Below are 24,398 nucleotides of genomic sequence, written 5' to 3'. Positions count from 1 at the left end.
TATTTCCAGGGAAATTGTCGAAGTATAGTCGATATTTATACCGCATTAACGGGCAGTAAGACTCCCACCTCAAAGTTCAGAGAGAAACAAAGAAGGGAGTTTTGGGGATCAACTGCCCATAAAAGCCCGATTGATGAGGGCTGATTAAGGTTTTACTAATTTTTAATCTTAAAAAATAATTATCTATAAAAAACAAAATTATATATTGATTTTGTTTCTTATTTTGAGTAAAATTCAAAAGGATTATTTAGAATAGTGATAGTTTAGTAGTTTAATTGAAAACCTTTTTTAGGAAGGGAATGTAGAGTCTAATAGACTTGGAGTGTAGGAGATATTTGTAAATTTATATATAAAGGGAGAGTACAGTAATTGACAGCATTGAAAAAATTATCAGCTTTTGTGAAAAGTAGTATTGTTTTATTATGTGTAGCATGTATGTATTTTGCTATACCAACTGCACATGCAAGTGCGGAGACAGTTAAGATTTATCTTGATCCAGGTCATGGTGGAACGGATACAGGAGCGATTGGAAATGGTTTACGAGAAAAAGACTTAACATTAGATATTGCAACACGTATTCGTAACATTTTAAATGCAGAATATACAGGGCATGAAATTAGAATGAGTCGTACGAGTGATGTATATCCTACGCTAACACAGCGAACAACTGATGCAAATAATTGGGGAGCAGACTTTTTCTTATCTGTACATATTAATAGTGGTGGTGGCACTGGTTATGAAGATTATAGTTATCCAAATGCAGGAGCACCAACTACGACTTACCAAAAGGTAATTCATCAAGAAATTATGAAAACAACTAACCTTGCTGATAGAGGAGTTAAAACGAATAATTTCCATGTGTTAAGAGAAACGAATATGCCAGCAGTATTAACTGAAAATGGGTTTATTGATCGAGCAGAAGATGCCCAAAAATTAGGTAATGCAACATTTAGAGAGCAACTTGCAAGAGGGCATGTAAATGGTTTAGTAAAGGCATTTGGATTACAGAGAAAAACATCCTTAATTCGTGTAAAAGTAGAAGAATTATATTATTATAATCAACCTGATTGGAATGCAAAGGCTGGTACTGTGAAAAAAGGTGATGTATTCACTGTTGTGGAAACGTTAACTGTAAATGGTTCAAAAATGTACAAGCTAAAATCAGGAAACTATATAACTGCTAATCCTTTATATGTTGAGGCTTTATAGTAAATAGTTGATTAAAAAAAGGGACAATGATGAGTTAATTCATCATTGTCTCTTTTATTTTTCCCCTGAAATAAATCATTCCAGCAAATGTGAGTAAGAATGCAGTTCCAATTACAAAGCTTACGCTCGGTGATGCACCGATTGCCCCCACTGTAAAAGAGCCTGCGACGACGCCTAATGAGAAGAATGCGTAAAATAATCCGAATGCCTTCCCTCGTTTATCTTCAGTTGTATTTTCAACGAGTAAAGCATTAATAGATGGGAAGAGGATGGCGAATCCAATTCCGTAAATCATCATCACAACAAAGAGCATACTTTTTGTTGTAAATATGCCAAGTAATGATAAGGCAAGTGCCATGACCGCAATACCGATCAGCATCATTTTTGAACGGTCAAAGCGATCGTAAATACGATTTGTTGGTAGTAAGAAGAAAAGGATGGCAGTGATTCCAAATACACTTAGCATCATGCCTGTTGTAGATGCTTTGAGTGCTAGTGCTTCTACTTTTACCGGTAACATATATGTGACGATTCCTTGTGAAAACATTAATGTAAAAGCACCAATATATGCTTGTAATAATGGTTCGGATTTTAGTAATCCTACCATATCTTCTTTGTTCATCATTTGCGTCCGTGATGTATCTTTTCTAGTCACATTGGTTGGTAACAAGACAAGGGCTACGATAGTACCGAGTACCATTAAGATAGAAATCGTAACAAAGACCCACTCTACACCTGCGGTTGCTTTCATAATTCCACTGAAGGCAGGACCAACGATAGCCGCTGTTCCGACAGCAGCACCAGATAGTGCCATTGCTTTTCCTTGTTTTGTAGATTTCGTTTGTTTAGATAGGAAAGTAAAGGCTGCAGGGATTAAGAAACCATCACTAAATCCGTGTAAAAAGCGAACGATAAGTAATTGTTCCCCGCTTTGAACAACGGTATACAATAATACTATGAAACTCGTAATTCCCATACTCATATAGAGTACTTTCTTTGCTCCAAATTTATCAACAGATGCACCTGCGATAATATTGCCGATCATATTGGAAAACGAGTACATCCCTACAACAAGACCAATAATAAGAGGAGTTCCCCCAAGACTTTGCGCGTAAGTACTCATAATAGGTAATTGTGAAAATGTATCTAAAAACGCTACGATAACAATAAAATAAATGAAATATTTCAAGCGATGTTCACCTCTCCTATGCTATTATGGCATAATGCGAATTTCACCTGCAATGAAATTGAATTAACAGATGTGGAAAAAAGTACAAAGTGACAAAAAAATGAACTTTTTTTGTTAAAATTTAGTGGAATTCAGATTGGGGTTTTGAAAAATATGGATAGAAGTACTATAATAGATTGGTAAACTTCACCAGGTTAAGTATATATACAAGAGAGGGATGCATAAAATGAAAGCATTACTTTGGCATAATCAACGTGATGTAAGAGTAGAAGAAGTTCCAGAACCAACTGTACGACCAGGAGCAGTGAAGATCAAAGTTAAATGGTGTGGTATTTGTGGAACAGATTTACATGAATATTTAGCAGGACCTATTTTTATTCCAACAGAAGAACATCCACTAACACATGTGAAAGCACCTGTTATTTTAGGTCATGAGTTTAGTGGTGAAGTTGTTGAAATCGGTGAAGGCGTTACGAATCATAAAATAGGGGACCGCGTTGTTGTAGAACCTATTTATTCTTGTGGTAAATGTGAAGCTTGTAAACATGGTCATTATAACGTTTGTGAACAACTTGTTTTCCACGGTCTTGGTGGAGATGGCGGTGGCTTCTCTGAATATACTGTAGTACCAGCAGATATGGTTCACCATATCCCAGATGAAATGACTTATGAACAAGGTGCACTTGTAGAACCAGCAGCAGTTGCAGTTCATGCAGTGCGTCAAAGTAAATTAAAAGAAGGCGAAGCTGTAGCTGTATTTGGATGTGGACCGATCGGACTTCTTGTTATCCAAGCTGCTAAAGCCGCAGGTGCAACACCTGTTATCGCAGTTGAACTTTCTAAAGAACGTCAAGAGTTAGCAAAATTGGCAGGAGCTGATTACGTATTAAATCCAGCAACACAAGATGTGCTAGCTGAAATCCGTAACTTAACAAATGGTTTAGGTGTAAATGTTAGCTTCGAAGTAACAGGAGTTGAAGTTGTACTTCGTCAAGCAATTGAAAGCACAAGATTTGAAGGACAAACAGTAATTGTCAGCGTATGGGAAAAAGACGCGACAATTACTCCGAACAACTTAGTATTAAAAGAAAAAGAACTTGTTGGTATTCTTGGATACCGTCACATCTTCCCATCTGTTATTAAATTAATTAGCTCTGGTCAAATTCAAGCAGAGAAATTAATTACGAAAAAAATTACAGTGGATCAAGTTGTAGAAGAAGGATTTGAAGCGCTTGTAAAAGATAAAAAACAAGTGAAAATTCTTGTTTCACCTAAATAATATATAATATAGAAGAAAGTAGTCTTTTTCTAGAAATAGAAGAAGGCTACTTTTTTTGTGGATAGAAAGGTGATAGACTTTCCTTTGACTAAATTGTTTAAGTAGGAAGGGAGAGTTATAAGGTTTCATTTTTACTAACTTTGAAACGAATGCTAAAAGCCTGCTCAAGAGCGTGGAAAGATAAAGAATTTCAAGTGTTATTTGTATTAACGATTATAACGTTACTATCAGGGACTATTTTTTACAGTACGGTAGAAGGATTACGTACAATTGATGCATTATATTTTAGCGTTGTTACATTAACGACAGTTGGCTATGGAGATTTTAGCCCGCAAACAGATTTCGGGAAAATCTTTACTATATTTTATATTTTCATTGGAATTGGTTTAGTGTTTGGGTTTATTCATAAACTAGCAGTAAATGTTCAATTATCAAGTATATTATCAGGGCGAAAGAAAAAATAGAAGCAATCAGGATATGCACCTGGTTGCTTCTATTTTTTACAATATTTTAGCTGTTTCTTTGCAGGAAATTAATATTCGTTTACTATAATGCAAATGAAACATATTATCCATAGAATTATAATGATGTGAATATTCGCATCATTTATTTTCTCAATAGAAATTAGTAGAAAGGTGGGATATTCTAATCGTAGGTTAACCATAGGATTTGAATTACATATTCCAAGTAAATTAAATATAAACGGAGGTTTTCATATGAAAAAGAAAGTATTAGCATTAGCAGCAGCTATTACATTAGTAGCACCATTGCAAAGTGTAGCATTTGCCCATGAAAATGAGGGCGGAGATAAGGTAAGAGCAATTCAATATTGGTCTGCTGAAGATAAACATGCAGAAGGTGTAAACTCCCATTTATGGATTGTCAATCGTGCAATTGATATTATGTCTCGTAATACAACGGTTGTAAAACAAGATCAAGTTGCATTATTAAATGAATGGCGTACAGAGTTAGAGAATGGTATTTATGCTGCTGATTATGAAAACCCTTACTATGATAATAGTACATTTGCTTCTCATTTCTATAATCCCGATACAGGGAAGACGTATATTCCTTTTGCTAAGCAGGCAAAAGAAACCGGAGCTAAATACTTTAAACTTGCTGGTGAAGCTTATCAAAAGCAAGATATGAAACAAGCATTCTTCTATTTAGGATTATCGCTTCATTACTTAGGAGATGTAAATCAACCGATGCATGCAGCAAACTTTACAAATCTTTCTTATCCACAAGGTTTCCACTCCAAATATGAAAATTTTGTAGATACACTAAAAAATAATTATAAAGTGACTGATGGAAATGGATATTGGAATTGGAAAGGAATAAATCCTGAAGACTGGATTCATGGAGCGGCTGTAGCTGCTAAGCAAGATTATGCTGGTATTGTAAATGGCACTACAAAAGATTGGTTCGTAAGAGCGGCAGTTTCACAAGAATATGCAGATAAATGGCGTGCAGAAGTTACACCAGCAACAGGAAAACGTTTAGTAGAAGCGCAGCGTGTCACAGCGGGATATATTCAGCTTTGGTTTGATACGTATGTAAATCGCTAGAACGCTTGGTTACTTCTTAGTTAAAAAACATATACGTATAATGATTCATGATCCAGTACAGGCAATCACTTCTATTGAAATAGTTAAAAAGTTTCTTCGTAAAGAAGAAACTTTTTTTGTTTAGACACAGGAAAATGATAGTTTTGTTCCAATATGTATAAGACATATATATAGAAGGGGAGAGAACAATGTGGAGCGTAACATATTTCAAAAGGTTCCCTTACCATGCGCATTTCTTGATGAAGAAGCGTTAGAAAGAAATATAGAGTCAATTGTGCAATTGTGCGGAGGAAAGAAAGTTCGTATTGCTAGTAAATCGTTACGATCTGTTCCAGTGATGAAGAAAATTTTAGCCGCTAATAGTTGTTTTCAAGGCATTATGTGTTTTTCACCACGAGAAGTAATATTCTTAATAAAACAAGGATTTAATGATTTGTTGCTTGGATACCCTATACATGATGAACAAGCACTTCAAGAAATTAGTTTGCTTACAAAACAAGGACTTATAATCACTTGTATGGTAGATTGCATAGAACATATTGCTTATTTAGAGAAAATTGCAATAGAAACAGGTGGACGCTTTCGAATTTGTATTGATATCGATATGAGTAGTCATTTTTTTCAGTTTCATTTTGGTGTTAGACGTTCTCCTATACGTACTACTTCTGAGGCTTTAAACGTTATTGAAAAAGCAATTCAATCTTCCGTTTTACAAATAGACGGTGTAATGGGATATGAGGCACAGATTGCAGGAGTTGGGGACGCTGTACCAAAGCAAGGTTTTAAAAATAAAATAGTTGCTTATTTAAAGAGAAAATCTGTATTTGAAGTGATGAAACGTAGACAAGACATTGTTCGCGTGTTGCAAGAACGAGGAATTACACTTCGTTTTGTAAATGGAGGAGGCACAGGAAGTATAAAAACGACAATGCAAGATGAATCCGTTACAGAGATTACAATAGGTTCTGCTTTTTACTCTCCCAAGCTCTTTGATTACTATAAAGATATTAGATTTGAACCAGCTGTTGGCTTTGCGTTGCCGATTGTTAGACAACCAAGCCAACATATATATACTTGCCTCGGTGGCGGATATATTGCTTCAGGAGCAGTTGGGAAAGACAAACAGCCTGAGATTTGGGAGCCAAGTGGGGCAAAGTTGTTAGCTTTAGAAGGAGCTGGAGAAGTACAAACGCCCGTTTATTATGATGGTTCAGAACATCTAACGGTTGGGGATGCCATGTTATTTCGGCATAGTAAAGCCGGAGAACTATGTGAGCGTTTCTCATCGTTACATCGTATTGTAGGTAACAAAGTGATAGGGAAGTATTCAACATACCGGGGGGATGGTCAATGCTTTCTGTAAAAGGGCAGAAATGGAGAAATTGGACAGGGAATGTAGAAGGAAATCCACAATATACGATGTATCCAAAAAGTATACAAGATGTAATAGAAGTAGTGAAGTTTGCAAAGGAACAGGGAAAGAGAATTCGTGTTGTTGGATCAGGACATTCCTTTACACCTCTTGTGCAAACAGAGGAAATTCTAATTTCTTTAGATAAGCTACAAGGGATAGTAGACGTCGATTCACAATCATTCATAGTAGAAGTATGGGGCGGAACAAAGTTGTATAACTTAGGAAAACTGCTGGAAGACATAGGATACGCACAGGAAAATTTAGGAGATATTGATTCACAATCTATTGCAGGAGCAATTAGTACAGGGACGCATGGAACAGGTATTCAATTTGGTAGTTTGGCAACACAAGTAGTAGAAGTTACAGCTGTGTTGGCATCTGGAGAAATTATTGTTTGTTCTGAGAAAGAGAATCCTGAATTTTGGAAGGCATTTCAGTTATCTCTTGGCATGCTAGGAATTATTGTAAAAGTTAAATTAAAAGTCATTCCAGCTTATTCACTTATTTATGAAAGCAGAAAGGAATCGTTTTCTACTGTAATAAACAAACTAGAGAAATATAAGCAACATCGTCATTTTGAATTTTTTGTGTTTCCGTATTCAGATGATGTCCAAGTGAAAATTACAAATGAAACAACAGTTAAAGGGATAGATTTAAAGTGGCATAAGTTCAAGACAGAACTACTTGAAAATATAGCTTTTTCATTATTGTCTAAAGGATGCAAGTTACTCCCTTCTATAAGTAAAGGAGTTAGTAGACTGTCAGCAAAGGCAGTACCGAATGCAAAAACAATTGGTCCAAGTTATCAAATATTTGCTACATCTCGTAATGTTCGTTTTTATGAAATGGAGTATAGTGTCCCAGCGCAGTATATGAAAGATGTAGTAGGGGAAATTTACAACCTCATTGAAAAGAAGAAATTCCAAGTTCATTTTCCAATTGAATGTCGTTATGTAAGGGGAGATGATATATGGATAAGTCCTGCTTATAGAAGAGATTCAGCGTATATCGCTGTGCATATGTATAAAGGAATGAAATACGCTGCTTACTTTACAGCGATAGAACATATTTTTCAAAAATACGAAGGGCGTCCACATTGGGGGAAAATGCATACAATGCGATATGAACAATTACAATGTGTTTATCCAAAGTTAAACTCTTTCTTGGAAGTTAGAGAAAAGGTAGATCCAATGGGAGTGTTTTTAAATCCATATGTAGCAAAAATGTTTTCTGTTTATGAAAAAAGCTGACAAATTATTTGTCAGCTTTTTGGAGTGTAATTGCATTTCGTGTATGACTCATTCGCTCGTAAAATAGTAATTTATCACGACTAAATACGTGCAGTAGAACGTGGATAACAAAGAGACCGTTAATTACGAATAGGAATAATAATGTAACAAGTAGAATTAAAGTATCGGCACGATTTAAAATGGAACTACTAGAGAGAATATAGTTCATTCCTCCTAAAATAAAATAGAAAAGACCGTAACGAATCAATAATTCTTTAATTGTAATTCGTTCATTTTCACCTTTTATATGAATACGAAGAAGAACCTTACTGCAAATTGGCAGAAAGCTCTTCTTAGTGGGGATATTTAACATGCGTAGCATTGGATTTTGATGAGAGAATATAGCTTTGGAATTGTTGCTTCCATGTTAAAGTGGTGGTCTCCTTTTTTTGAGAAATCCACTCGTGATAATCTTGTTGCGTTTTCCATAATATACGAATCATATACTCATTTTCATGTTCAGTACGCTTCGTACGAGAAAATTCTAGATTAATAAACCCGTATGTACCAGGGTTTGGATAGTATTGTTGCAAGGAACGAATTACTTTTTCTTCATAGCCAAATTTAATATGAATAAGTTTTGTAACAATAAACATGATTGCACCCCTTTTGTATTAGTAATAAGAAATTAGAGTGAATATCCTGTTTTAGTCATAACATGTGCAATCCCTCCTGTTATTCTTACAAGGTTAGGGCATGTTTGTAATATCGATTCATCCCGTTCGAAATTCATTTTATAAAACATGATATACATTTAATGTTATGCTATTCTGAAAATTAGAAGTAAATAAAAGGAAGACGACAAATTTTTTATCCCGCTATTCGCGGACAGTAAGACCCCCACCTCAAAATTCAGCGAAAGTAAAGAAGTTAGGTGGGGGATCAATTGCCTGTAAAAGCCCGATTGGTGAGGGCTGATTAAAGTTTCACTTTATAAGAAAAGCTGTCCTATTTTTTAGTACAGCTCTTTCGTTCTTATAGGAAAATAATGGTGAGTATCCCCACGATGACACAATAAAAAGAGAAATATTTTAAATTTCCTTTCGCCATCAAATGTAAGGAAAAAATGAGAGTTAAACCATATGAATCTATTTCGATTTTTCAATATATAAGTCGCTGTTACGAAGAATAAAAAGTGACCTGCATTTATTTTTTTTCTTTTTTAGATTGGTATGGGGCAAGGGAAGAATTTGACCGCTTCTATGCATGGCTTGATGCTCTCTTCCGCCCAAAAAGAAAGGTTTTATGATGGTTTTTCAATTTGGATTTATATAATTTGTAGAGGGTTGTCATATGTTGTCAACAGACTGATTTTGTATCAGTAGGGTTCCTACAAGATTTGACAATATTTTTAATGTCGTGTAATCTTTTGTTTCTAATATACGAATTTACATTTTGTAAGATTTGTATGAAAGTAAGTTGTTAAAAGTTAAGTGTGCATTACATTTTATGGTTTGTTTTCATTTTTTTGTCATGAAAAATAAAGTGTATTTAATGAGTTTGTAAACAAACTGTAAAATAAATCATGTATAACTGTATGAGAAGGGAGTCGGATTATGAACTATTTTAAGCGAATCAGTAGTCTAGTATTAGCAGGAATTATTGGTCTTTCTAGTACAGTCGCTGTAAAAGCTGAGTCAAACGACGAGAAACTGGACAACATGCAACAGCAATTGCAGCAGAATAACAATGATATTCAGCAAAAAGAACAAGAGAAGCAAGCTGTTAATAAAGAAATACAAGGTATTGAAAATGAACTACATAATTTAAATAATACAATTACAAAAAACAAAGAGGACCAAGCTGCTATTCAAAGTAAAATCGATGAAACGCATAAACAAATTGAACAGAAAAAGCAAGAGATTATCGTTTTAGAGGATAAAGTACTTGCTCGTAAAGATATTATGAAAAAACGTATGGTTTCTGTTCAAAATAGCTCAAATACGAGTTTAGTAGTAGAAGTTGTAGTAGAATCAAAGAATTTTGCTGATTTCTTACAACGTATGAATGCAGTATCTACAATCTTAGATGCAGATAAAGAGATTTTACGTCTGCAAGAACAAGATCTTCGTCAAATTGAAGAAGACAAAAAAGCAATTGACGAAAAGGAAGCGTCTTTAGAAGTAGACAAACAAAAATTAGCAAAAGCACAAGCGGATTTACAAGAAAACTTGAAAAAGCGTCAAGAAAACTTACAAGCTGTGCAAGCAAAATATAATCAAATTGCAAGTCAAATTAATTTAGCTGAACAAGAAAAAGCAAAAATTGAATCAAGTATGAAAGAAGTACAAGAAACAATTGCTCGTGAGCAAGAAGCTGCAAGATTAGCAGCGGAAGCTCAAGCAAAAGCAGAAGCAGAAGCAAAAGCTGCGAAAGAAGCAGAAGCAAAAGCAATAGCAGACGCGGCTAAGCAAGCAGCACCAGTGCCTAAGCAAGCTGAAAGTGGAAAAACAACACCTACTCCTCAGCCAGATCCAAAGCCGGCTAAAGGTGGTCGTGAAATTTATGTATTGGCAACTGCTTATACAGCTGATCCGTCTGAAAATGGAAATAAACCAGGTGAAACTGTAAAATCTAAATTGGGTCATAACTTAACTGCAAACCCAGGAATGAAATTAATTGCTGTAGATGATGCGGTTATTCCATTGGGATCTCGCGTATATGTTGAAGGATACGGTGAAGCAATTGCCGGGGATACTGGCGGAGATATTAAAGGTCATAGAATTGATGTATTAATGCCAGATAAAGCTTCTTCTAGCGCTTGGGGACGCAGAACGGTTAAAGTTACAATTTTAAATTAAAATCAAATCCAACTTTACATCTGGTAAAGTTGGATTTTTTTACGAAATAAATGTTAAGTTGAGTTTACATTTTGTAAAGTTTAGCATACAATAATGGTAAGAGGTGGTAAAATTGACCATTTACAATAGAGTGAAGGAGCTAAGAGCCCGTTTTAACTTTACGCAGAGCGTATTAGCTGAAAAAGTTGGCGTAACAAGGCAAACGATTGCAGCGATTGAAAAGGGTGATTACGTTCCATCATTGTTATTAGCGCTAACGATTTGTGATGTATTTGGTTTGAAGATGGAGGATGTGTTTGTTTTAAATAAGGAGGGAGAAAAAGGTGAATAGAATCATTTCGTCTTATGTGGTGAATGTGTTATTTATCGGATTAGCTAGCTGGGCATTTATTGAACTCTATTATTTTGAGGTGGAATTTGCAAATATCATTCAAACAGAGAAAGTGCCATTTGAAATATCGATGAGCATCACACCGTTTTTATTGTTATTGATTGTAGCTGTTGTATCAACTATTTTTTATAAAGTTCAAAAGAAGAAATATAAGAAATTATCTTTTTGGATGTTTCCTCTTTTATTTCCACAAGATGATGAGCGGGAAGAAATCATTACAGCAAAAGCATGTCGTACGACTTTTATGGCGCTTTGGTATGTTATGCCGACTGCAGCTGCATTGCTTGTTATATATCCGATTGTAACCCCGTATATTCCTGCGTACCCATTATATGTTGTGTTTTTAATCTTCTTTATACAAATGACTGTATTCCATATTTCACTTTATCGAAATAAATTTGCTTGAAGACGTGCCACGTGCACGTCTTTTTTTGTAATAAACATCCTATTTTTTACAAAAAATTAACGTATATCGAAGTGAAGATTTACAAACGTTTTTTATGATAGAAATTGGGCTTATTGAATAAAGGGAGTGGGGAAATGAAAAAGGCGTTCTTATACGGTGGGATCATTGTAAGCGTATTATGGACAGGAAATGATGTGAGGGCAGAAACAATAGACAAGGACGAACAACAGGTTGTGAATAAAATAGAGACGTTACCAAAGGGAAGTATATCTAACCCAGCGTATCGCGGGAAAGTGGAACAGATGGTGACGGACTTTATTGGTAAAAAACATAAGGATACAAAAGTTAATCGAATCGCCTCATTTCAAATGCCAAATGGGAAGGCTGAAATTACAGCATCAACACCTGATGGGAATACACTTGTTGTTACGGAAGCAGATTTAGGACAAATTCAGATTCTATCAATTGCAGATTTAGAGAATATAAAAGTATTAGGAAATGTGAGTTTTAAAGAAATTCATTCAGAAGCAGAAGTAACGAGTGTAACGGTTACACCAGACGGAAAGTACGCATTGGCTGCTTTTCGAACTGGAGATAACTTATATTATGCAAATAAGGGACAAGTGGCGGTAGTGGATTTAGCAGCGCAGAGAGTTGTAAAAACGTATGAAGTAGGTGTAGGACCAGATTCAGTAGCGTTAACAGCAGATGGAAGAACACTTATTATTTGTAATGAAGATGAGGAAAACGATCCAAATGATGAAAATGAAGTGAATATGAAAAAAACAAAACGACCAGGAAGTATTTCTATGATTACATTTCCTGACGGTGATGTCATGCGCGGGGAACATATTGAGCTTCCAATCTATATGAGTAACATTAGTAATGGAGCAATATATAAACATGACCCACAGCCGGAGTATGTAGCGATTAGCCCAAAAGGAGATAAAGCGGCTGTTACATTGCAAGAAAATAATGCGGTAGCAATTGTAAATATCGCAGAAAAACGAATTGAAAATATATTTGGTCTGGGCACGACAACACACAAGGCGGATTTAAAAAAGGATGGTACCGTATCTTTTCAAGATGAGATAACTGCACGATTAGAACCAGATGGTGTGACATGGGATCCGTCTGGGCGATTTCTCATTACTGCTAATGAAGGGGATCTTGGTAAAAATGAATTTAAAGATGGCGTGAAATCAGGAGGGAGAAACATTTCTGTATGGAGTCAGGCTGGATCTCTTGTGTATGATAGTATGAATCTTATTGATGAAAAAGTAGCGGCTGCGGGTTTATATCCTGATAGCAGAAGTGAGAATCGCGGAAGTGAAGTGGAAAATGTAGCGACTGGTATGATAAAAGGAAATCCTATTTTAGCAGTGGCTGCTGAAAGGGCGAATGCTGTATTATTTTTCGATATGACAATTCCAATGTTTCCGGTTTATATTGGACTTGCTCCATCAGCTGGGGCAGCACCGGAAGGAATTCATAAAGTAAACGGTCGAGATTTGTTTGTGAGTGCGGATGAAGTAGATGGAGTGTTAAGTTTTTATCGTATAAGTAAATAAATTTCTTTTCCTTTTCGTCTCATACTTGTACATATAGTCATCTTACTTTATCATCTTATATAGAAGTAAGATTTTGTAAAGGAAAGGGATTATGTATGAATAAGCGAAGAATATATAGTATACTAGCAATTCTTTTATTTGTTGTAGGTGGTGTGTTAATTGGAAAACCATTTTATGATGAATATAAGGCAGGGAATAAGCAAACAGCAAATGCACAGGCTGTTCAGAAAATGGAATACCAAAAACATGAAACAAAATTTGTAGATGCTTCTAAAATTGAGCAACCAAATTTAGCGGAAGTTGCGAATGCATCGTTGGATAAAAAACAAGTAATAGGACGTATGTCTATTCCAAGTATTTCATTAGAACTTCCAGTTTTAAATAGTTCAACTGAGAAAAACTTATTATCAGGTGCGACGACTGTAAGAGAGAAGCAAGAGATGGGAAAAGGGAACTATGCATTAGCAGGACATAACATGTCAAAAAAAGGCGTTCTATTCAGCGATGTATCAAGATTAAAAAAGAACGATAAAATTTATTTATATGATAATGAAAATGAATATGAGTATGCTGTTACTGGTGTATCAGAAGTAACGCCTGATAAATGGGAAGTAGTAGAAGATCACGGGAAAACGGAAGTTACACTTATTACATGTGTATCTGTATCAGATAACTCCAAGCGTTTTGTTGTTACTGGGGAATTTGTAAAAACGAAGAAAATAAAAAGCTGAGGAATTGCTCCCTCAGCTTTTTTTAGTCCATCCATTTTACCAGTTTTTTAGAAAGCAGTAATAAAACACATCCTAAAACAATAGCGACTGCTCCTATAACTGTGAATACTTCTGAATATCCAAGTGAAGTTGTAAAACTAGCGAGTTGGCCACCTAAAATGTTAGCGATCCCTGAACTAGCTAACCAAACGCCCATTAGTAATGAGGCAAGTTTTACTGGTGCAAGGGAACTGACCATTGATAATCCAACAGGTGATAAGAACAATTCACCTAATGTATGGAAAAGATAAGTAAAAACAATAAATAATAGGTTTGCTTGCTCTGTAATGTTGTGTTCATCACTACCTGTTTTTAATGTAGCGATAACAAGAACGATATAACCGATTCCAAGTAAAATCATACCGAGTCCCATTTTTGTTGGGATTTTTAAATCTCCACGTTTTGTTGTAGCAAGCTTAGCCCATAGTGCTGAAATAGCAGGAGCAAGCAAAATGATAAATAGTGGATTGACTGATTGGAACCAAGATGTTGGGATTTCCCATCCAAATACAGAACGATCAACAAACGTGTTTGTATATAACGTTAACGAGCTACCAGCCTGTTCAAAACCAGCCCAAAAGAAGACGACGAAGCAAGTTAGAATAACAATAACTGCTGTATGTTGTTTTTCTTTTTTAGTGAGTGGTGTATTACCAGCTGTTTGTTTCCCTGATGCTGCTTGTAAATCTCTTGTTGGTCTTTTACCGATATCACCAAGGTAGCGATTAGACAATGTTGTAAATAAAATTTGTCCAATAATCATACCGATTGAAGCAGCTAAGAATCCGTAACGGAAGCCGTAATGAACAACGCCATCTACTGTTGTTTTGAATAAATTTTCTGATAAAAACCCGCAAACGAGTGGAGCTAAAAATGAACCGACGTTAATACCCATATAGAAAATGGTAAATGCACTATCACGTTTTGGGTCATTTTCTTCATACAGTTGTCCAACAAGTGTAGAAATATTTGGTTTGAAGAAACCATTACCAATAATAATAAGCGCGAGTCCAAGGTATAGGCCGATTTGGTTTTGCAGGGCAAATAGCGTAAGGTTACCGATTGCCATTGTCACGCCACCTATCGTGATAGCTAAGCGTCTTCCAAGAAACCGGTCAGTTAAGTATCCACCAATCATTGGAGTAAAGTAACATGCTCCAGTGTAAAAACCATAGATAGAAAGTGCCCACCCGGGACTAAATCCAAGACCACCACTTACTAAAGCTGTTGTTAAATATAGTGTTAATAATCCTCGTAATCCATAGTAACTAAATCGTTCCCACATTTCTGTGAAGAAGAGTAAGTATAAACCTGGAGGATGTTTCTTGTTTTTTTGTTGTTTTTTCTCAAGTTGTATCGCTGATTCCATTTAAGTTTCCTCCTGACACAAACGAAAACAAGGTTAATAGTTTTGTATGTTTAATAGTTTACTTTATTAACTATTAGATGTCAATAAAGGTCGATTTTTCAGAAGAAATTGGAAAACAGAGCGGATATAGAATGGGGATTTCTTTTGTGGTAGACTATGGACTATATTTGTTTTAGCGTATAAGTGAAAATTGAAAAACAATGTAAAACCTTTCTTTTTAGATGGAAGAGAGCATCCGACTATGTATAGAAGCGGTTAGGGGCTCAAAAGGAGAAAACGAGTGGAGGTCTGCTTTTGTTTTCAAAGCCGCAACTGATATGTTGGAAAATCAAAATCGAGTTATATACCTCTCTTTTTAAATGGGAGAGAGCATTTGTTCATGGATAGAAGCAGTCAGATCCTTTTTCTGTCTCATGCTAAGTGAAGACAAAGAGAGAGGATGAGTGCGAATCATCTTTTGTTAGGCGTAGCCGCAATTTATATGTTGAACAAACAAAATGTATATAGGGTGAAAAGGATTCCACCTTATTTGAAAGTAAAAAAGGAGAAAGAAATGAAATCATTACAGAAAAAAGAAATTTTACTTATGAGTCTGATGTTATTTTCCATGTTTTTCGGAGCTGGAAATCTTATTTTCCCACCTTTCCTTGGATATGAAGCAGGGGACAATGTGTGGATTTCGTTGTTTGGATTTATCATATCAGCAACTGGACTTCCGATATTAGGTGTAATGGCAATTGCTAAGGCCGGAAGTTTCCAAGGACTAGCAAATCGTGTACATTCCTCTTTTGCAATTATTTTTCCTTGTTTAATTTATTTGTTTATCGGTCCTGGGCTTGGTATACCACGTGCAGGAAGTTTAGCTTTTGAAATGGGACCAGGCCAGTTTCTTCCAGAGGCTAGTGGTATATTCCTACTCGTCTATACAATCATCTTTTTTAGTATTGTATATTGGTTAAGTTTATCGCCATCGAAATTAATAGGGCTGTTTGGAAAGTTGTTAACACCTTTATTATTATGTATGATTTCCCTTATTTTTATAAAGAGTATGATTACACCAGTGGGAGATGTTCAAGTACCTGTAGGGAACTATGGGAAATCTGCGGTGTTTCAAGGTTTTTTAGATGGGTATTTAACGATGGATGCTTTAGCAGCATTAATCTTTGGAATTGTTGTAGCAAATGCTTTGCGTGAAAAAGGAGTACAAGATGAAAAAGGCTTAGCAAAGTATATGAGTATGGCAGGTATCGGTGCTGGTCTATTATTATCTCTTATTTACGTTATTCTCGGATATGTCGGATCAATAAGTGGCTCACTTGGAAAATTTGATAATGGTGCACAAGTATTAGCTCATGTGATGACTACATTATTTGGACAAAGCGGTATGATATTATTAGGAATTATTTTTACAGTTGCTTGTTTGTGTGTATCGATTGGACTTGTTACATCTTGTAGTCAGTTTTTTACAGAAGTATTTCCAAGTGTCTCTTATAAAGTGTGGGCTTTTGTCTTAAGTGTCGTTAGTATGATTCTTGCTAATTTAGGATTAACACAAATTTTAAAAGTATCAGTCCCTATTCTTGGGTTTATTTATCCGATTGCTTTAACACTTATTATTTTAGGAATATGTCATAAGTATATCGGTAAGTATACGTATATATATCCAGTGACTATTGGACTAGTAGCGGTGTTTAGTGGAATAGATATTTTAAATCGTAACGTGCTACTTTCAAAATGGACATCTATATTAGAACACATTCCTTTATATACAGAAGGAGTAGGATGGATTATTCCAGCGATTGTAGGTGGCTGTTTAGGAATGATTGTAAGTGCTTGTATGAATAAAAAGGATTAGAAGAAAAAGGTGTTTTCTATACTGGAAAACGCCTTTTTTGTTTAATCTAATTCACCTATAAACCAGATTTCTTTGTCATTGTAATCAGAATCAGTAAAAATTTCTGTATATCCTTTTACTTGTAATTCGTTAGGTATATGTAAGCCGCATTCTCTTTCAATATCGCGTTCTTGTGGTAATGGAATCCACTGTGGTCCGTCCATGTATCTACCTAGAAAGCCTTCAAAAAATCGTGCTATGCCTTGTTTACTACATACAATTAAGATATTAGAAGCGTGTAAATTAGGGAAAGAGACAACAAAATAAATACGATACTCTTTTTCAGTTGTAGTTTTTATACGGATTAAATGCTCTACTCGATTGATTGCTGTCTGTAAATAAAATTGTTTAATCGCGTTTGATTTACGTTTTGAATGCATATAAGAAGGATTGAAGGGAAGAGGAATAGACCAGCAATCTAAAGCAGAATGTTTGTTAGCATTTGGTAAAGAGCTTGTATGCATAGTCGTATATTGCAAGAAATTCCGGCATGCACGCCGTAGACCACGGGTTTTCTTTTTTGAGCCATTGTCCCCAATCGATTGTTTCAAAGCAACACCTCATAAACAATATTTTGTAGTTAAAAAATAAAAGGTGGAATACTGTTATATTACTATAAAAGCAGAAACTGGAGGGAATTAAGGAAAATTCTCTTAAAAAATGAATAAACTAATAGTATGATATAGGTAATTGGTAATTTCACCAATTATAGGTATATTCCTGTTTTAGCAGCAAGATTAGAGGGGGGAGAGAATGAAAGAGGATTTAAACAAAAAAATAGAAGCTCTAGAAACAGCAATTGATACAATACAAGAGGCGCTCTATGAATTAAAGGTACAGCAAAGGGAAATAGAAGGAAAAGTTCAGCAAGAAAGAGAGCTGAACAAACAGGAGCTTATTGAAAAGAAACCAGAAGTCAGCATCCCCGCGCCAAATGTACGGCAAGAAGAAATAGTCGTTAGTCAAGAAAGTGTGGAGGAATCAGAAGTAAAACAAGTAGATATATCTGCGTTTAAGCCTGAACCATTTGACATTATAAAATTTTGTCAAACATGGCTACCACGTATTTTCGTTGCAATTATGCTACTTGGGGTAATTTGGCTATTTAAAGCGGGAGTAGATGCGGGATTACTTACTCCAGCAATTCGTATTATATTTGGCGTAGTATTATCAGTTGGTTTGTACTATGTAGGTGATATGCAAATAAAACAGGAACGTCAAGCATTAGGGTTAGTATTAGCTGGGGGGAGTATTACAGGGATAGTTTTAACGACATTTGCTGCACATTATTTGTATCATTTCTTTCCAGCAAGCATTGCATTTATACTTAATATTATTTGGATTATACTTGGCATTTATCTTGCTAAGCGATATCAATCAGAGTATCTCGCTATATTTGTATCTGTGGGTGCCTTTTTTGTACCGTTCTTATTAAATAGTACAGCACCTAATTCTTACATTTTCTTTGGATATGAAGCAATATTAACGATTAGTTTATTATGGTATGCGTATAAGAACCGTTATCAATATTTATATATGGTGTCTTATTGTGTTTCTGTACTTGTAACATTTGTCTTCTTTGTGATTATGACAGCGTTACTAGGAAATTTAAATGTACAATTAACAGTTGTTTATGGATTCATTCATATTACACTTTTTTGGCATATGTTTAATGATAGAAAATTTATTTATCAGCCTAGAAGTGGGATATTTAGTGCCAATGCAATCTTCTTTATTATGACAATTGTAAAAATTCCAGACTTTACAACATGGGGACTATTGATTAGTACAATTGTGCACGCTGTAATGTTTGTAGCTGAATATACGAAAAATAAAAAATCATTATTTACCGATCTTTTATTTGGATTTGCAATGGGATCGTTTAGTTTAGCAATTTTATATGAGTTCAGCTTAGTAAATGGATCGATTGTCTTAATGTTACAAGGATTCTTAGGTGTTGTTACTTCTGTTAAATTGAAACAAGAAATTAAGTTTTATATAAGCGTTGTCATTTATGCGATTGGTATGCTTCAAACGCTCGTTAGTCCATTTGAAGCATTTATGTCAGCTTCTTTTGTAGCTCACTTCATTTTGCTTGGAACATTTTATTATGGCATGATGAGAGTGAAACCAATGTTACAACGGTTTGGAAAACATGTGTATTCAATTACACTGTACGGCTTTATGGTACTTGTATTTATTACAATTACTAGAATAGGAGAGGTTCTTTCAACAAGCGGAAGTATCATTAGTGTACCTGTCTCTCTTTTATGGATGATATATGCTTTAGTTTCAGTTTGGTTTGGGCGTAATAGAAGAATGAATGAAATACTGTATGCGGGGCTAGTGGTGTTAGTTGTGACAGTGAGTAAGTTATTCTTCTTAGATTTACCAGAAGTATCAATGATGATTCGTGCAGTATTATTCTTACTTATTGGTGGACTAGGAATTGTTATTTCTAGAATGTTTTTCTCAAAAGAAAAAGATGAGTAGTAAAAAAGCAATCCATTTAGGATTGCTTTTTTTATTATTTATTATTAATAGTGACAGCTTCATTATATTTTGTCGTTGTATTTTGACGAAGACGCAAAGTGGCTTGTCCAGTTGTATTTGGTGCGAGTTGTACATTTACTACTTTTTCAGCAAAACCTAGACTGTTTGTTATGAAAGAGAATGTATTACTATATCCAAAGTTAGACGGCCAAGTACCATTTTCATTTTGGATTTTCGCAACTTGTGATCCTCCAGTTGTAAAAATTCCTAGAGAATAATTACTATATGTTGTATTTGGTAATAAGTTATTTAATTGAATTTTCACTTGGAATACTTCATTGTTTGGCAGGATACTAGGATGCGTAACTACGTAATTATTTACAGGTGTAGTTACTGTACTGCTGTATCCATATGAACCTGGCTTAAATGTATTTGTATTGAACCATTTATATCCTTGATTTGGGGCGCTCCAAGGTTCTGGTTGTGGCTCAGTTGATAAATTAGGTTGCTCAAATGTTTGTAAAGGTGTTGGGTTATCAAGTTGTAAGCCATTTACTTGATCTAAACTTGTATAGGTTTCTTGTTTAGATAACCAATTAACAATATTATCCAATAAGATAGCGTCATTTTCTTCTTTATACCCATCATATGTTTTTTTTGCTTGTCCTGTATCTTCACGAACATATTTTGGTGAGGCATCCTCAACAGGAGAAGAATCGCCGATAAATGCTGTTTTTCCAAGGCCAACCTTAGCAATAGCAGCATAAGGACCTTCTGCAATACCGCCACCATTATAAACACCACTATCAACAGCGTTATTCCATTTTGATGGGTTTTCTGGAAGGTACACGATTCCTTTTGCTAATTTAGGGTTTGTAATGGCAAGTGTAGAACCAGCATGCATAGCTACTGATGAAACACCTTTCGTAATACCAAAGGATTGTTCAGGTGATACAATATTTTTGGCAGAAACATCTCCAAGCGCATTATAGCGAAAGCGAATACCAAAGTTTTGAGATAACCAATCGGAGCTTTCTACTCCTTGCATTACTGGTGAGTTTGCTTCTTCATTAGGCATACCTTTTGCAGGGTTGTCCCATGCACCACGTCTGTATCCATTAAATACCTCTGAAGAATCCCAGCGATTCTTATTTCGGTCTGCATTATAATGATCTGCGATAAAGAAAATACTACCACCATTTTTAACATACTGTAACATAGCATCTTGTTCAGATTTTTTATAAGGAATATTTGCTTCAGGAACGATAAACACATTATAATCTTTTAAATTTTCATATGTAATAGGTGTAGATTGGCGAAGCTCTTTTACAAAATATCCATTTTTTGCAATGCCATTTCCAAAATCGGAAAAACCACCATCAATGACCCAATCAGCTGTACCTGCTGTTTGCCCATGTGTATTATCAAATAATACTTTCTTCCCATTGTTTTGATTTACAACTTTTGCAGCAATTTCAGGTGCTGGATCTGTAGAACTTTCGGCGAAAGCAGGTGGAATATAAGTGCTTCCGATACTGAGTGTAATTGCTGTTGCTAAAGAAAGTTTAAGCCATTTTTTGTTCTTCATAGAAGAATCCCCCTAATAATAAATATATGTCCCTTAATAATGTAATGGATTTTTTTATGAAAATAAAGATGGAAAATGTAAAATATACAAAAAATTTGTAAAAATAACATGAATTTTGTTGATAAATATTTGTGTGAAAAATAAGAAACCCCCTTCCTCGCTATCGGGAAGGGGGTTTCTTATTTAACTAATTTTTGAATTTGCTACAGCATCTATCTTATGAAATCCTTTTAAGTAATATACAACTACCAATGCAATTAACCAAATTGGACCAACAATTAATGCGATTCGTGTATCTTCTGAATAAGCCATGATTCCTAATACTAATGTAAGGAAACCGAGTGAAAAATAAGAACTTAATGGATACAAAGGCATTTTATACGTTAAATTTTGCTTAGTTTGTGCTGGTAATCCTTTTCGGAAGCGGATTTGGGTAACTAATATGATCCCCCATGTCCAAATTGCGCCGAACGTTGAAATACTAGTAAGCCATGTAAATACTTTTGCAGGAACAAGATAGTTTAAAATAACACCAGCTAGTAGGACGAAAGAAGTTGCTAAAATTCCTTTACTTGGAATCCCATTTTTATTCAAACGGCCGAACTTTTCAGGTGCCTTTTTTTGTTGCGCCAATGTAAATAACATACGTCCCGTACTAAATAGACCACCGTTACAAGAAGAAAGAGCCGCTGTTAAGACGACAAAGTTAATAATTCCTGCTGCTTTTGCTATACCAATTTGTTGGAATGTTAATACAAATGGACTTCCTTTATCGCCAAGTTCATTCCATGGATAAATTGCCATCATAACAAATAAGGCTCCAACGTAGAACAGTAAAATACGCCAAAATACGTTATCAATTGCTTTTGCGAGTGTTTTCTTTGGATTTTGTGCTTCACCAGCTGTGACACCGATGAGCTCGACTCCTAGATAAGCGAATAAAACCATTTGTAAGGAAAGAAGTAACCCAGAAAAACCATTTGGAAACCATCCGCCGTGTGACCAAAGATTTGAAATACCAGTGGCGATACCATCATTTCCAAATCCAAATAAAATAATGCCTGTCCCAATTACAATCATACAGATAATTGTGACAATTTTAATTAAAGCAAACCAAAATTCAAGTTCCCCGAATACTTTTACAGATAAAAAGTTAAATGCACTCATTAATACGAGAGCCATTAATGCCCAAATCCAGCGCGGGATATCTGGGAACCAAAACTCCATATAAATACCAGCGGCAGTGATTTCTGCCATACAAGTAACAACCCATAAAAACCAGTAGTTCCAACCAGTGATATAACCTGCTAACGGTCCTAAATAATCATGTGCATATTTGCTAAAAGAACCAGCAACAGGCTGTTCAATTGCCATTTCCCCAAGAGCGCGCATAATGAAGAAGATAACGAGTCCAGCAATCATATAGGCTAACAGAATAGAAGGGCCAGCTAATTTAATAGCGGAAGCAGATCCTAAAAATAGTCCTACGCCAATAGCGGATCCAAGAGACATCAACGTGATGTGTCGTTGTTTTAGACCGCGGTTTAAATTTCCTGATTTGTTTGTGTGCTGCATAAAAAGCCTCCTTATAGGATGAAAAAGTTTGAATGCGTTTGCATAAAAGTGAAACTATTTTAAATTATAAAACATTTCTTTCTGTTATGCTACAAAAATTGTCGGTGTATGCTGTACTATATCTATATTTGTCAGACCTAAACTTAAAATTCAAACTATTATTGAATACATTGACTCTTCTTTTTATTGATTGGTAAGATTAAGTATTACATTTTCTCGTATAATAATAAGAATGTGTGATAATAATTCATTGTGTAGGAAGGGTACTTAAGCATGTTTCAATTACAAAAGTATAACACTTCTGTGAAGCAAGAGATTTTAGCTGGCATCACAACGTTTTTTACATTTGCGTACATTCTTGTCATCAATCCGAAAATATTATCTGATGCAGGTGTACCTTTTGATCAAGCATTTACGGCAACCATTATTGCGACAGTTGTCGGAACATTATGTATGGCGTTTTTTGCAAATTATCCAATCGTCATTGCTCCAGCCATGGGGATGAATGCATACTTTGCTTATTCTGTTGTACAAAAAGCAGAAGGCATTACATATGTTATTGCGTTTTCAGCAGTATTTGTAACAGGTATTATTTTTCTTTTACTATCTTTCACATCATTTCGTCAAAAGCTTATTGTAGCAATTCCAGATAGTTTAAAACAGGCTATTGCAGGTGGAATTGGGTTATTTATTGCTTTCATTGGTCTTCGTTTATCTGGGATTATCGTTGATCATCCATCTAATTTAGTTACAATTGGAGATTTTCATTCACCAGCTGTTATTTTAACACTAATTGGTTTAGTGTTAGCAGCAGTGTTAATGGCATTACGTGTGAGTGGTGCACTATTTATTAGTATGATTGTGACGGGCATCATTGCCTTTTTTACAGGTCAACTTAAGTTTGAGGATAAAATTGCAGCTATCCCTCACTTACCAAAGGGGATCATTGTTTCAAATCCGATGACTGCGTTATCTGATGTGATTGAATATGGATTATACGGAGTTGTGTTTTCATTTTTACTTGTACTGTTATTTGATACAACCGGTGCCTTGCTTGGTTTAATTAAACAAGCTGGTTTAAGTACAGATAACACTGAAAAACGTTTCGGTAAAGCATTTATTGCTGATGCAATCGGTGGTACAACGGGAGCAGTATTTGGGACAAGTCCGACAGCAGCAACGATTGAATCATCAGCGGGAATTGCAGCAGGTGGTAAAACAGGATTAACAGGTATTGTAGTAATCTGCTTAACGATAGTTACTGCATTTTTCAGTCCTGTTATTGCCTCTTTATCAAGTGTAGCAGCAATTACTGCTCCATCATTAATCATTGTAGGAAGTCTAATGGCACAAAGTATTCGCGATATTAACTGGAATGAAATTGAAGATGCATTACCGGCGTTTTTAATTTTCGTAGGGATTCCATTAACATCTAGTATTGCGAATGGAATTGCACTTGGATTTTTAATCTATCCTATCTTAAAGATTGTGAAAGGGAAAGGGATGGAAGTTCATCCGCTTCTTTATTTCTTTGCGATTTTGTTTGGATGTCATTTATTTTTATAATGAGATAGAAAAAGGTACTCCTCATA

At 35.2% G+C, this 24,398-nt stretch carries 20 protein-coding genes and 1 pseudogene; 14 read left to right on the top strand and 7 right to left on the bottom strand.

Annotation, left to right across the window (positions count from 1 at the left end; all coding sequences use genetic code 11):
* Nucleotides 1–369: 369 nt before the first annotated feature.
* Entirely contained in the window at nucleotides 370–1,209 is an 840-nt protein-coding gene (locus tag ACM6HU_RS26555; RefSeq protein WP_016113123.1) for an N-acetylmuramoyl-L-alanine amidase, read from the top strand.
* Nucleotides 1,210–1,243: 34 nt separating this feature from the next.
* On the opposite strand, the gene ACM6HU_RS26550 is transcribed toward ACM6HU_RS26555, so the two are convergent.
* A complete protein-coding gene (locus tag ACM6HU_RS26550) occupies nucleotides 1,244–2,398 on the bottom strand; it encodes an MFS transporter (protein WP_016113124.1) in 1,155 nt (384 codons plus the stop codon).
* A gap of 226 nt (nucleotides 2,399–2,624) precedes the next feature.
* Here ACM6HU_RS26550 and bdhA point away from each other — a divergent pair, with 226 nt between their 5' ends.
* From bdhA to ACM6HU_RS26525, 5 genes are all read left to right on the top strand, one after another.
* Nucleotides 2,625–3,677, top strand: a complete 1,053-nt coding sequence (bdhA, locus tag ACM6HU_RS26545; protein ID WP_016113125.1) for a (R,R)-butanediol dehydrogenase — start codon at nucleotides 2,625–2,627, stop codon at nucleotides 3,675–3,677.
* Nucleotides 3,678–3,826: 149 nt separating this feature from the next.
* On the top strand, nucleotides 3,827–4,141 hold the full coding sequence (locus ACM6HU_RS26540) for a potassium channel family protein (RefSeq protein ID WP_016113126.1): 315 nt from the start codon (nucleotides 3,827–3,829) through the stop codon (nucleotides 4,139–4,141).
* Between the two features lie 252 nt (nucleotides 4,142–4,393).
* Nucleotides 4,394–5,245 (top strand): phospholipase CerA, encoded by an 852-nt coding sequence (gene cerA, locus ACM6HU_RS26535; protein WP_016131186.1) that lies wholly within the window; start codon nucleotides 4,394–4,396, stop codon nucleotides 5,243–5,245.
* A gap of 190 nt (nucleotides 5,246–5,435) precedes the next feature.
* Nucleotides 5,436–6,608 carry an amino acid deaminase/aldolase gene (locus ACM6HU_RS26530; RefSeq protein WP_016113128.1) on the top strand — a complete coding sequence of 391 codons (1,173 nt, stop codon included), beginning with the start codon at nucleotides 5,436–5,438 and terminating at the stop codon, nucleotides 6,606–6,608.
* Complete coding sequence (locus ACM6HU_RS26525; RefSeq protein WP_016131187.1) at nucleotides 6,596–7,909, top strand: D-arabinono-1,4-lactone oxidase; 1,314 nt, start codon at nucleotides 6,596–6,598, stop codon at nucleotides 7,907–7,909. Before ACM6HU_RS26530 ends, ACM6HU_RS26525 begins: the two co-directional genes overlap by 13 nt.
* A gap of 4 nt (nucleotides 7,910–7,913) precedes the next feature.
* On the opposite strand, the pseudogene ACM6HU_RS26520 reads toward ACM6HU_RS26525, so the two are convergent.
* Together ACM6HU_RS26520 and ACM6HU_RS26515 are read right to left on the bottom strand one after the other, a co-directional pair.
* A pseudogene (locus tag ACM6HU_RS26520) lies at nucleotides 7,914–8,216 on the bottom strand (hypothetical protein); the annotation flags it as partial.
* A 25-nt stretch (nucleotides 8,217–8,241) separates the two neighbouring features.
* Nucleotides 8,242–8,544, bottom strand: coding sequence for a hypothetical protein (locus ACM6HU_RS26515; RefSeq protein WP_016113131.1), 303 nt, complete (start codon nucleotides 8,542–8,544; stop codon nucleotides 8,242–8,244).
* Between the two features lie 960 nt (nucleotides 8,545–9,504).
* On the opposite strand from ACM6HU_RS26515, the gene ACM6HU_RS26510 reads away from it, so the two are divergent.
* The 5 genes from ACM6HU_RS26510 to ACM6HU_RS26490 all read left to right on the top strand — a co-directional run bounded on the left by ACM6HU_RS26510 (nucleotide 9,505) and on the right by ACM6HU_RS26490 (nucleotide 13,848).
* Nucleotides 9,505–10,749, top strand: coding sequence for a 3D domain-containing protein (locus ACM6HU_RS26510; protein WP_098116750.1), 1,245 nt, complete (start codon nucleotides 9,505–9,507; stop codon nucleotides 10,747–10,749).
* 103 nt (nucleotides 10,750–10,852) lie between these two features.
* Nucleotides 10,853–11,080 carry a helix-turn-helix transcriptional regulator gene (locus ACM6HU_RS26505; RefSeq protein WP_077294953.1) on the top strand — a complete coding sequence of 76 codons (228 nt, stop codon included), beginning with the start codon at nucleotides 10,853–10,855 and terminating at the stop codon, nucleotides 11,078–11,080.
* Nucleotides 11,073–11,546 (top strand): hypothetical protein, encoded by a 474-nt coding sequence (locus tag ACM6HU_RS26500; protein ID WP_016113134.1) that lies wholly within the window; start codon nucleotides 11,073–11,075, stop codon nucleotides 11,544–11,546. The genes ACM6HU_RS26505 and ACM6HU_RS26500 overlap by 8 nt, the downstream gene beginning before the upstream one ends.
* A gap of 134 nt (nucleotides 11,547–11,680) precedes the next feature.
* Nucleotides 11,681–13,117 (top strand): hypothetical protein, encoded by a 1,437-nt coding sequence (locus ACM6HU_RS26495; RefSeq protein WP_016113135.1) that lies wholly within the window; start codon nucleotides 11,681–11,683, stop codon nucleotides 13,115–13,117.
* Nucleotides 13,118–13,212: 95 nt separating this feature from the next.
* Nucleotides 13,213–13,848 carry a class A sortase gene (locus tag ACM6HU_RS26490; protein ID WP_016113136.1) on the top strand — a complete coding sequence of 212 codons (636 nt, stop codon included), beginning with the start codon at nucleotides 13,213–13,215 and terminating at the stop codon, nucleotides 13,846–13,848.
* A 22-nt stretch (nucleotides 13,849–13,870) separates the two neighbouring features.
* On the opposite strand, the gene ACM6HU_RS26485 is transcribed toward ACM6HU_RS26490, so the two are convergent.
* Nucleotides 13,871–15,256 (bottom strand): peptide MFS transporter, encoded by a 1,386-nt coding sequence (locus tag ACM6HU_RS26485; RefSeq protein WP_016113137.1) that lies wholly within the window; start codon nucleotides 15,254–15,256, stop codon nucleotides 13,871–13,873.
* Between the two features lie 553 nt (nucleotides 15,257–15,809).
* On the opposite strand from ACM6HU_RS26485, the gene brnQ1 reads away from it, so the two are divergent.
* The gene (brnQ1, locus tag ACM6HU_RS26480; RefSeq protein WP_077295003.1) at nucleotides 15,810–17,111 is read left to right on the top strand and encodes a branched-chain amino acid transport system II carrier protein BrnQ1; all 1,302 of its coding nucleotides are present in this window, start codon (nucleotides 15,810–15,812) and stop codon (nucleotides 17,109–17,111) included.
* Nucleotides 17,112–17,152: 41 nt separating this feature from the next.
* Here brnQ1 and ACM6HU_RS26475 read toward each other — a convergent pair whose 3' ends face one another.
* The gene (locus tag ACM6HU_RS26475; protein WP_016113139.1) at nucleotides 17,153–17,701 is read right to left on the bottom strand and encodes a DUF3916 domain-containing protein; all 549 of its coding nucleotides are present in this window, start codon (nucleotides 17,699–17,701) and stop codon (nucleotides 17,153–17,155) included.
* 202 nt (nucleotides 17,702–17,903) lie between these two features.
* On the opposite strand from ACM6HU_RS26475, the gene ACM6HU_RS26470 reads away from it, so the two are divergent.
* Nucleotides 17,904–19,643: a DUF2339 domain-containing protein gene (locus ACM6HU_RS26470; RefSeq protein WP_016132542.1), complete on the top strand. Its 1,740-nt coding sequence runs from the start codon at nucleotides 17,904–17,906 to the stop codon at nucleotides 19,641–19,643.
* Nucleotides 19,644–19,677: 34 nt separating this feature from the next.
* Here ACM6HU_RS26470 and ACM6HU_RS26465 read toward each other — a convergent pair whose 3' ends face one another.
* The gene (locus tag ACM6HU_RS26465; RefSeq protein ID WP_088094309.1) at nucleotides 19,678–21,231 is read right to left on the bottom strand and encodes a DNA-binding protein; all 1,554 of its coding nucleotides are present in this window, start codon (nucleotides 21,229–21,231) and stop codon (nucleotides 19,678–19,680) included.
* 183 nt (nucleotides 21,232–21,414) lie between these two features.
* Nucleotides 21,415–22,806, bottom strand: a complete 1,392-nt coding sequence (locus ACM6HU_RS26460) for an amino acid permease (protein ID WP_016113142.1) — start codon at nucleotides 22,804–22,806, stop codon at nucleotides 21,415–21,417.
* 273 nt (nucleotides 22,807–23,079) lie between these two features.
* Here ACM6HU_RS26460 and ACM6HU_RS26455 point away from each other — a divergent pair, with 273 nt between their 5' ends.
* Entirely contained in the window at nucleotides 23,080–24,372 is a 1,293-nt protein-coding gene (locus ACM6HU_RS26455) for an NCS2 family permease (RefSeq protein ID WP_016113143.1), read from the top strand.
* Nucleotides 24,373–24,398 lie beyond the last annotated feature (26 nt).

The organism is Bacillus sp. IT-79MI2, from assembly GCF_949768135.1.
Classification (GTDB): domain Bacteria; phylum Bacillota; class Bacilli; order Bacillales; family Bacillaceae_G; genus Bacillus_A; species Bacillus_A pseudomycoides.
Note: the sequence above shows the minus strand (reverse complement) of the source record. Positions and strands in the feature narration are given on the sequence as shown.

What these genes read in the sequence shown, in the direction of transcription:
- bdhA (WP_016113125.1), top strand. Translation starts at nt 2,625, where the DNA reads ATGAAAGCATTACTTTGGCATAATCAACGTGATGTAAGAGTAGAAGAA.
- ACM6HU_RS26540 (WP_016113126.1), top strand. Translation starts at nt 3,827, where the DNA reads ATGCTAAAAGCCTGCTCAAGAGCGTGGAAAGATAAAGAATTTCAAGTG.
- cerA (WP_016131186.1), top strand. Translation starts at nt 4,394, where the DNA reads ATGAAAAAGAAAGTATTAGCATTAGCAGCAGCTATTACATTAGTAGCA.
- ACM6HU_RS26525 (WP_016131187.1), top strand. Translation starts at nt 6,596, where the DNA reads ATGCTTTCTGTAAAAGGGCAGAAATGGAGAAATTGGACAGGGAATGTA.
- ACM6HU_RS26515 (WP_016113131.1), bottom strand. Translation starts at nt 8,544, where the DNA reads ATGTTTATTGTTACAAAACTTATTCATATTAAATTTGGCTATGAAGAA.
- ACM6HU_RS26510 (WP_098116750.1), top strand. Translation starts at nt 9,505, where the DNA reads ATGAACTATTTTAAGCGAATCAGTAGTCTAGTATTAGCAGGAATTATT.
- ACM6HU_RS26495 (WP_016113135.1), top strand. Translation starts at nt 11,681, where the DNA reads ATGAAAAAGGCGTTCTTATACGGTGGGATCATTGTAAGCGTATTATGG.
- ACM6HU_RS26490 (WP_016113136.1), top strand. Translation starts at nt 13,213, where the DNA reads ATGAATAAGCGAAGAATATATAGTATACTAGCAATTCTTTTATTTGTT.
- ACM6HU_RS26485 (WP_016113137.1), bottom strand. Translation starts at nt 15,256, where the DNA reads ATGGAATCAGCGATACAACTTGAGAAAAAACAACAAAAAAACAAGAAA.
- brnQ1 (WP_077295003.1), top strand. Translation starts at nt 15,810, where the DNA reads ATGAAATCATTACAGAAAAAAGAAATTTTACTTATGAGTCTGATGTTA.
- ACM6HU_RS26470 (WP_016132542.1), top strand. Translation starts at nt 17,904, where the DNA reads ATGAAAGAGGATTTAAACAAAAAAATAGAAGCTCTAGAAACAGCAATT.
- ACM6HU_RS26465 (WP_088094309.1), bottom strand. Translation starts at nt 21,231, where the DNA reads ATGAAGAACAAAAAATGGCTTAAACTTTCTTTAGCAACAGCAATTACA.
- ACM6HU_RS26460 (WP_016113142.1), bottom strand. Translation starts at nt 22,806, where the DNA reads ATGCAGCACACAAACAAATCAGGAAATTTAAACCGCGGTCTAAAACAA.
- ACM6HU_RS26455 (WP_016113143.1), top strand. Translation starts at nt 23,080, where the DNA reads ATGTTTCAATTACAAAAGTATAACACTTCTGTGAAGCAAGAGATTTTA.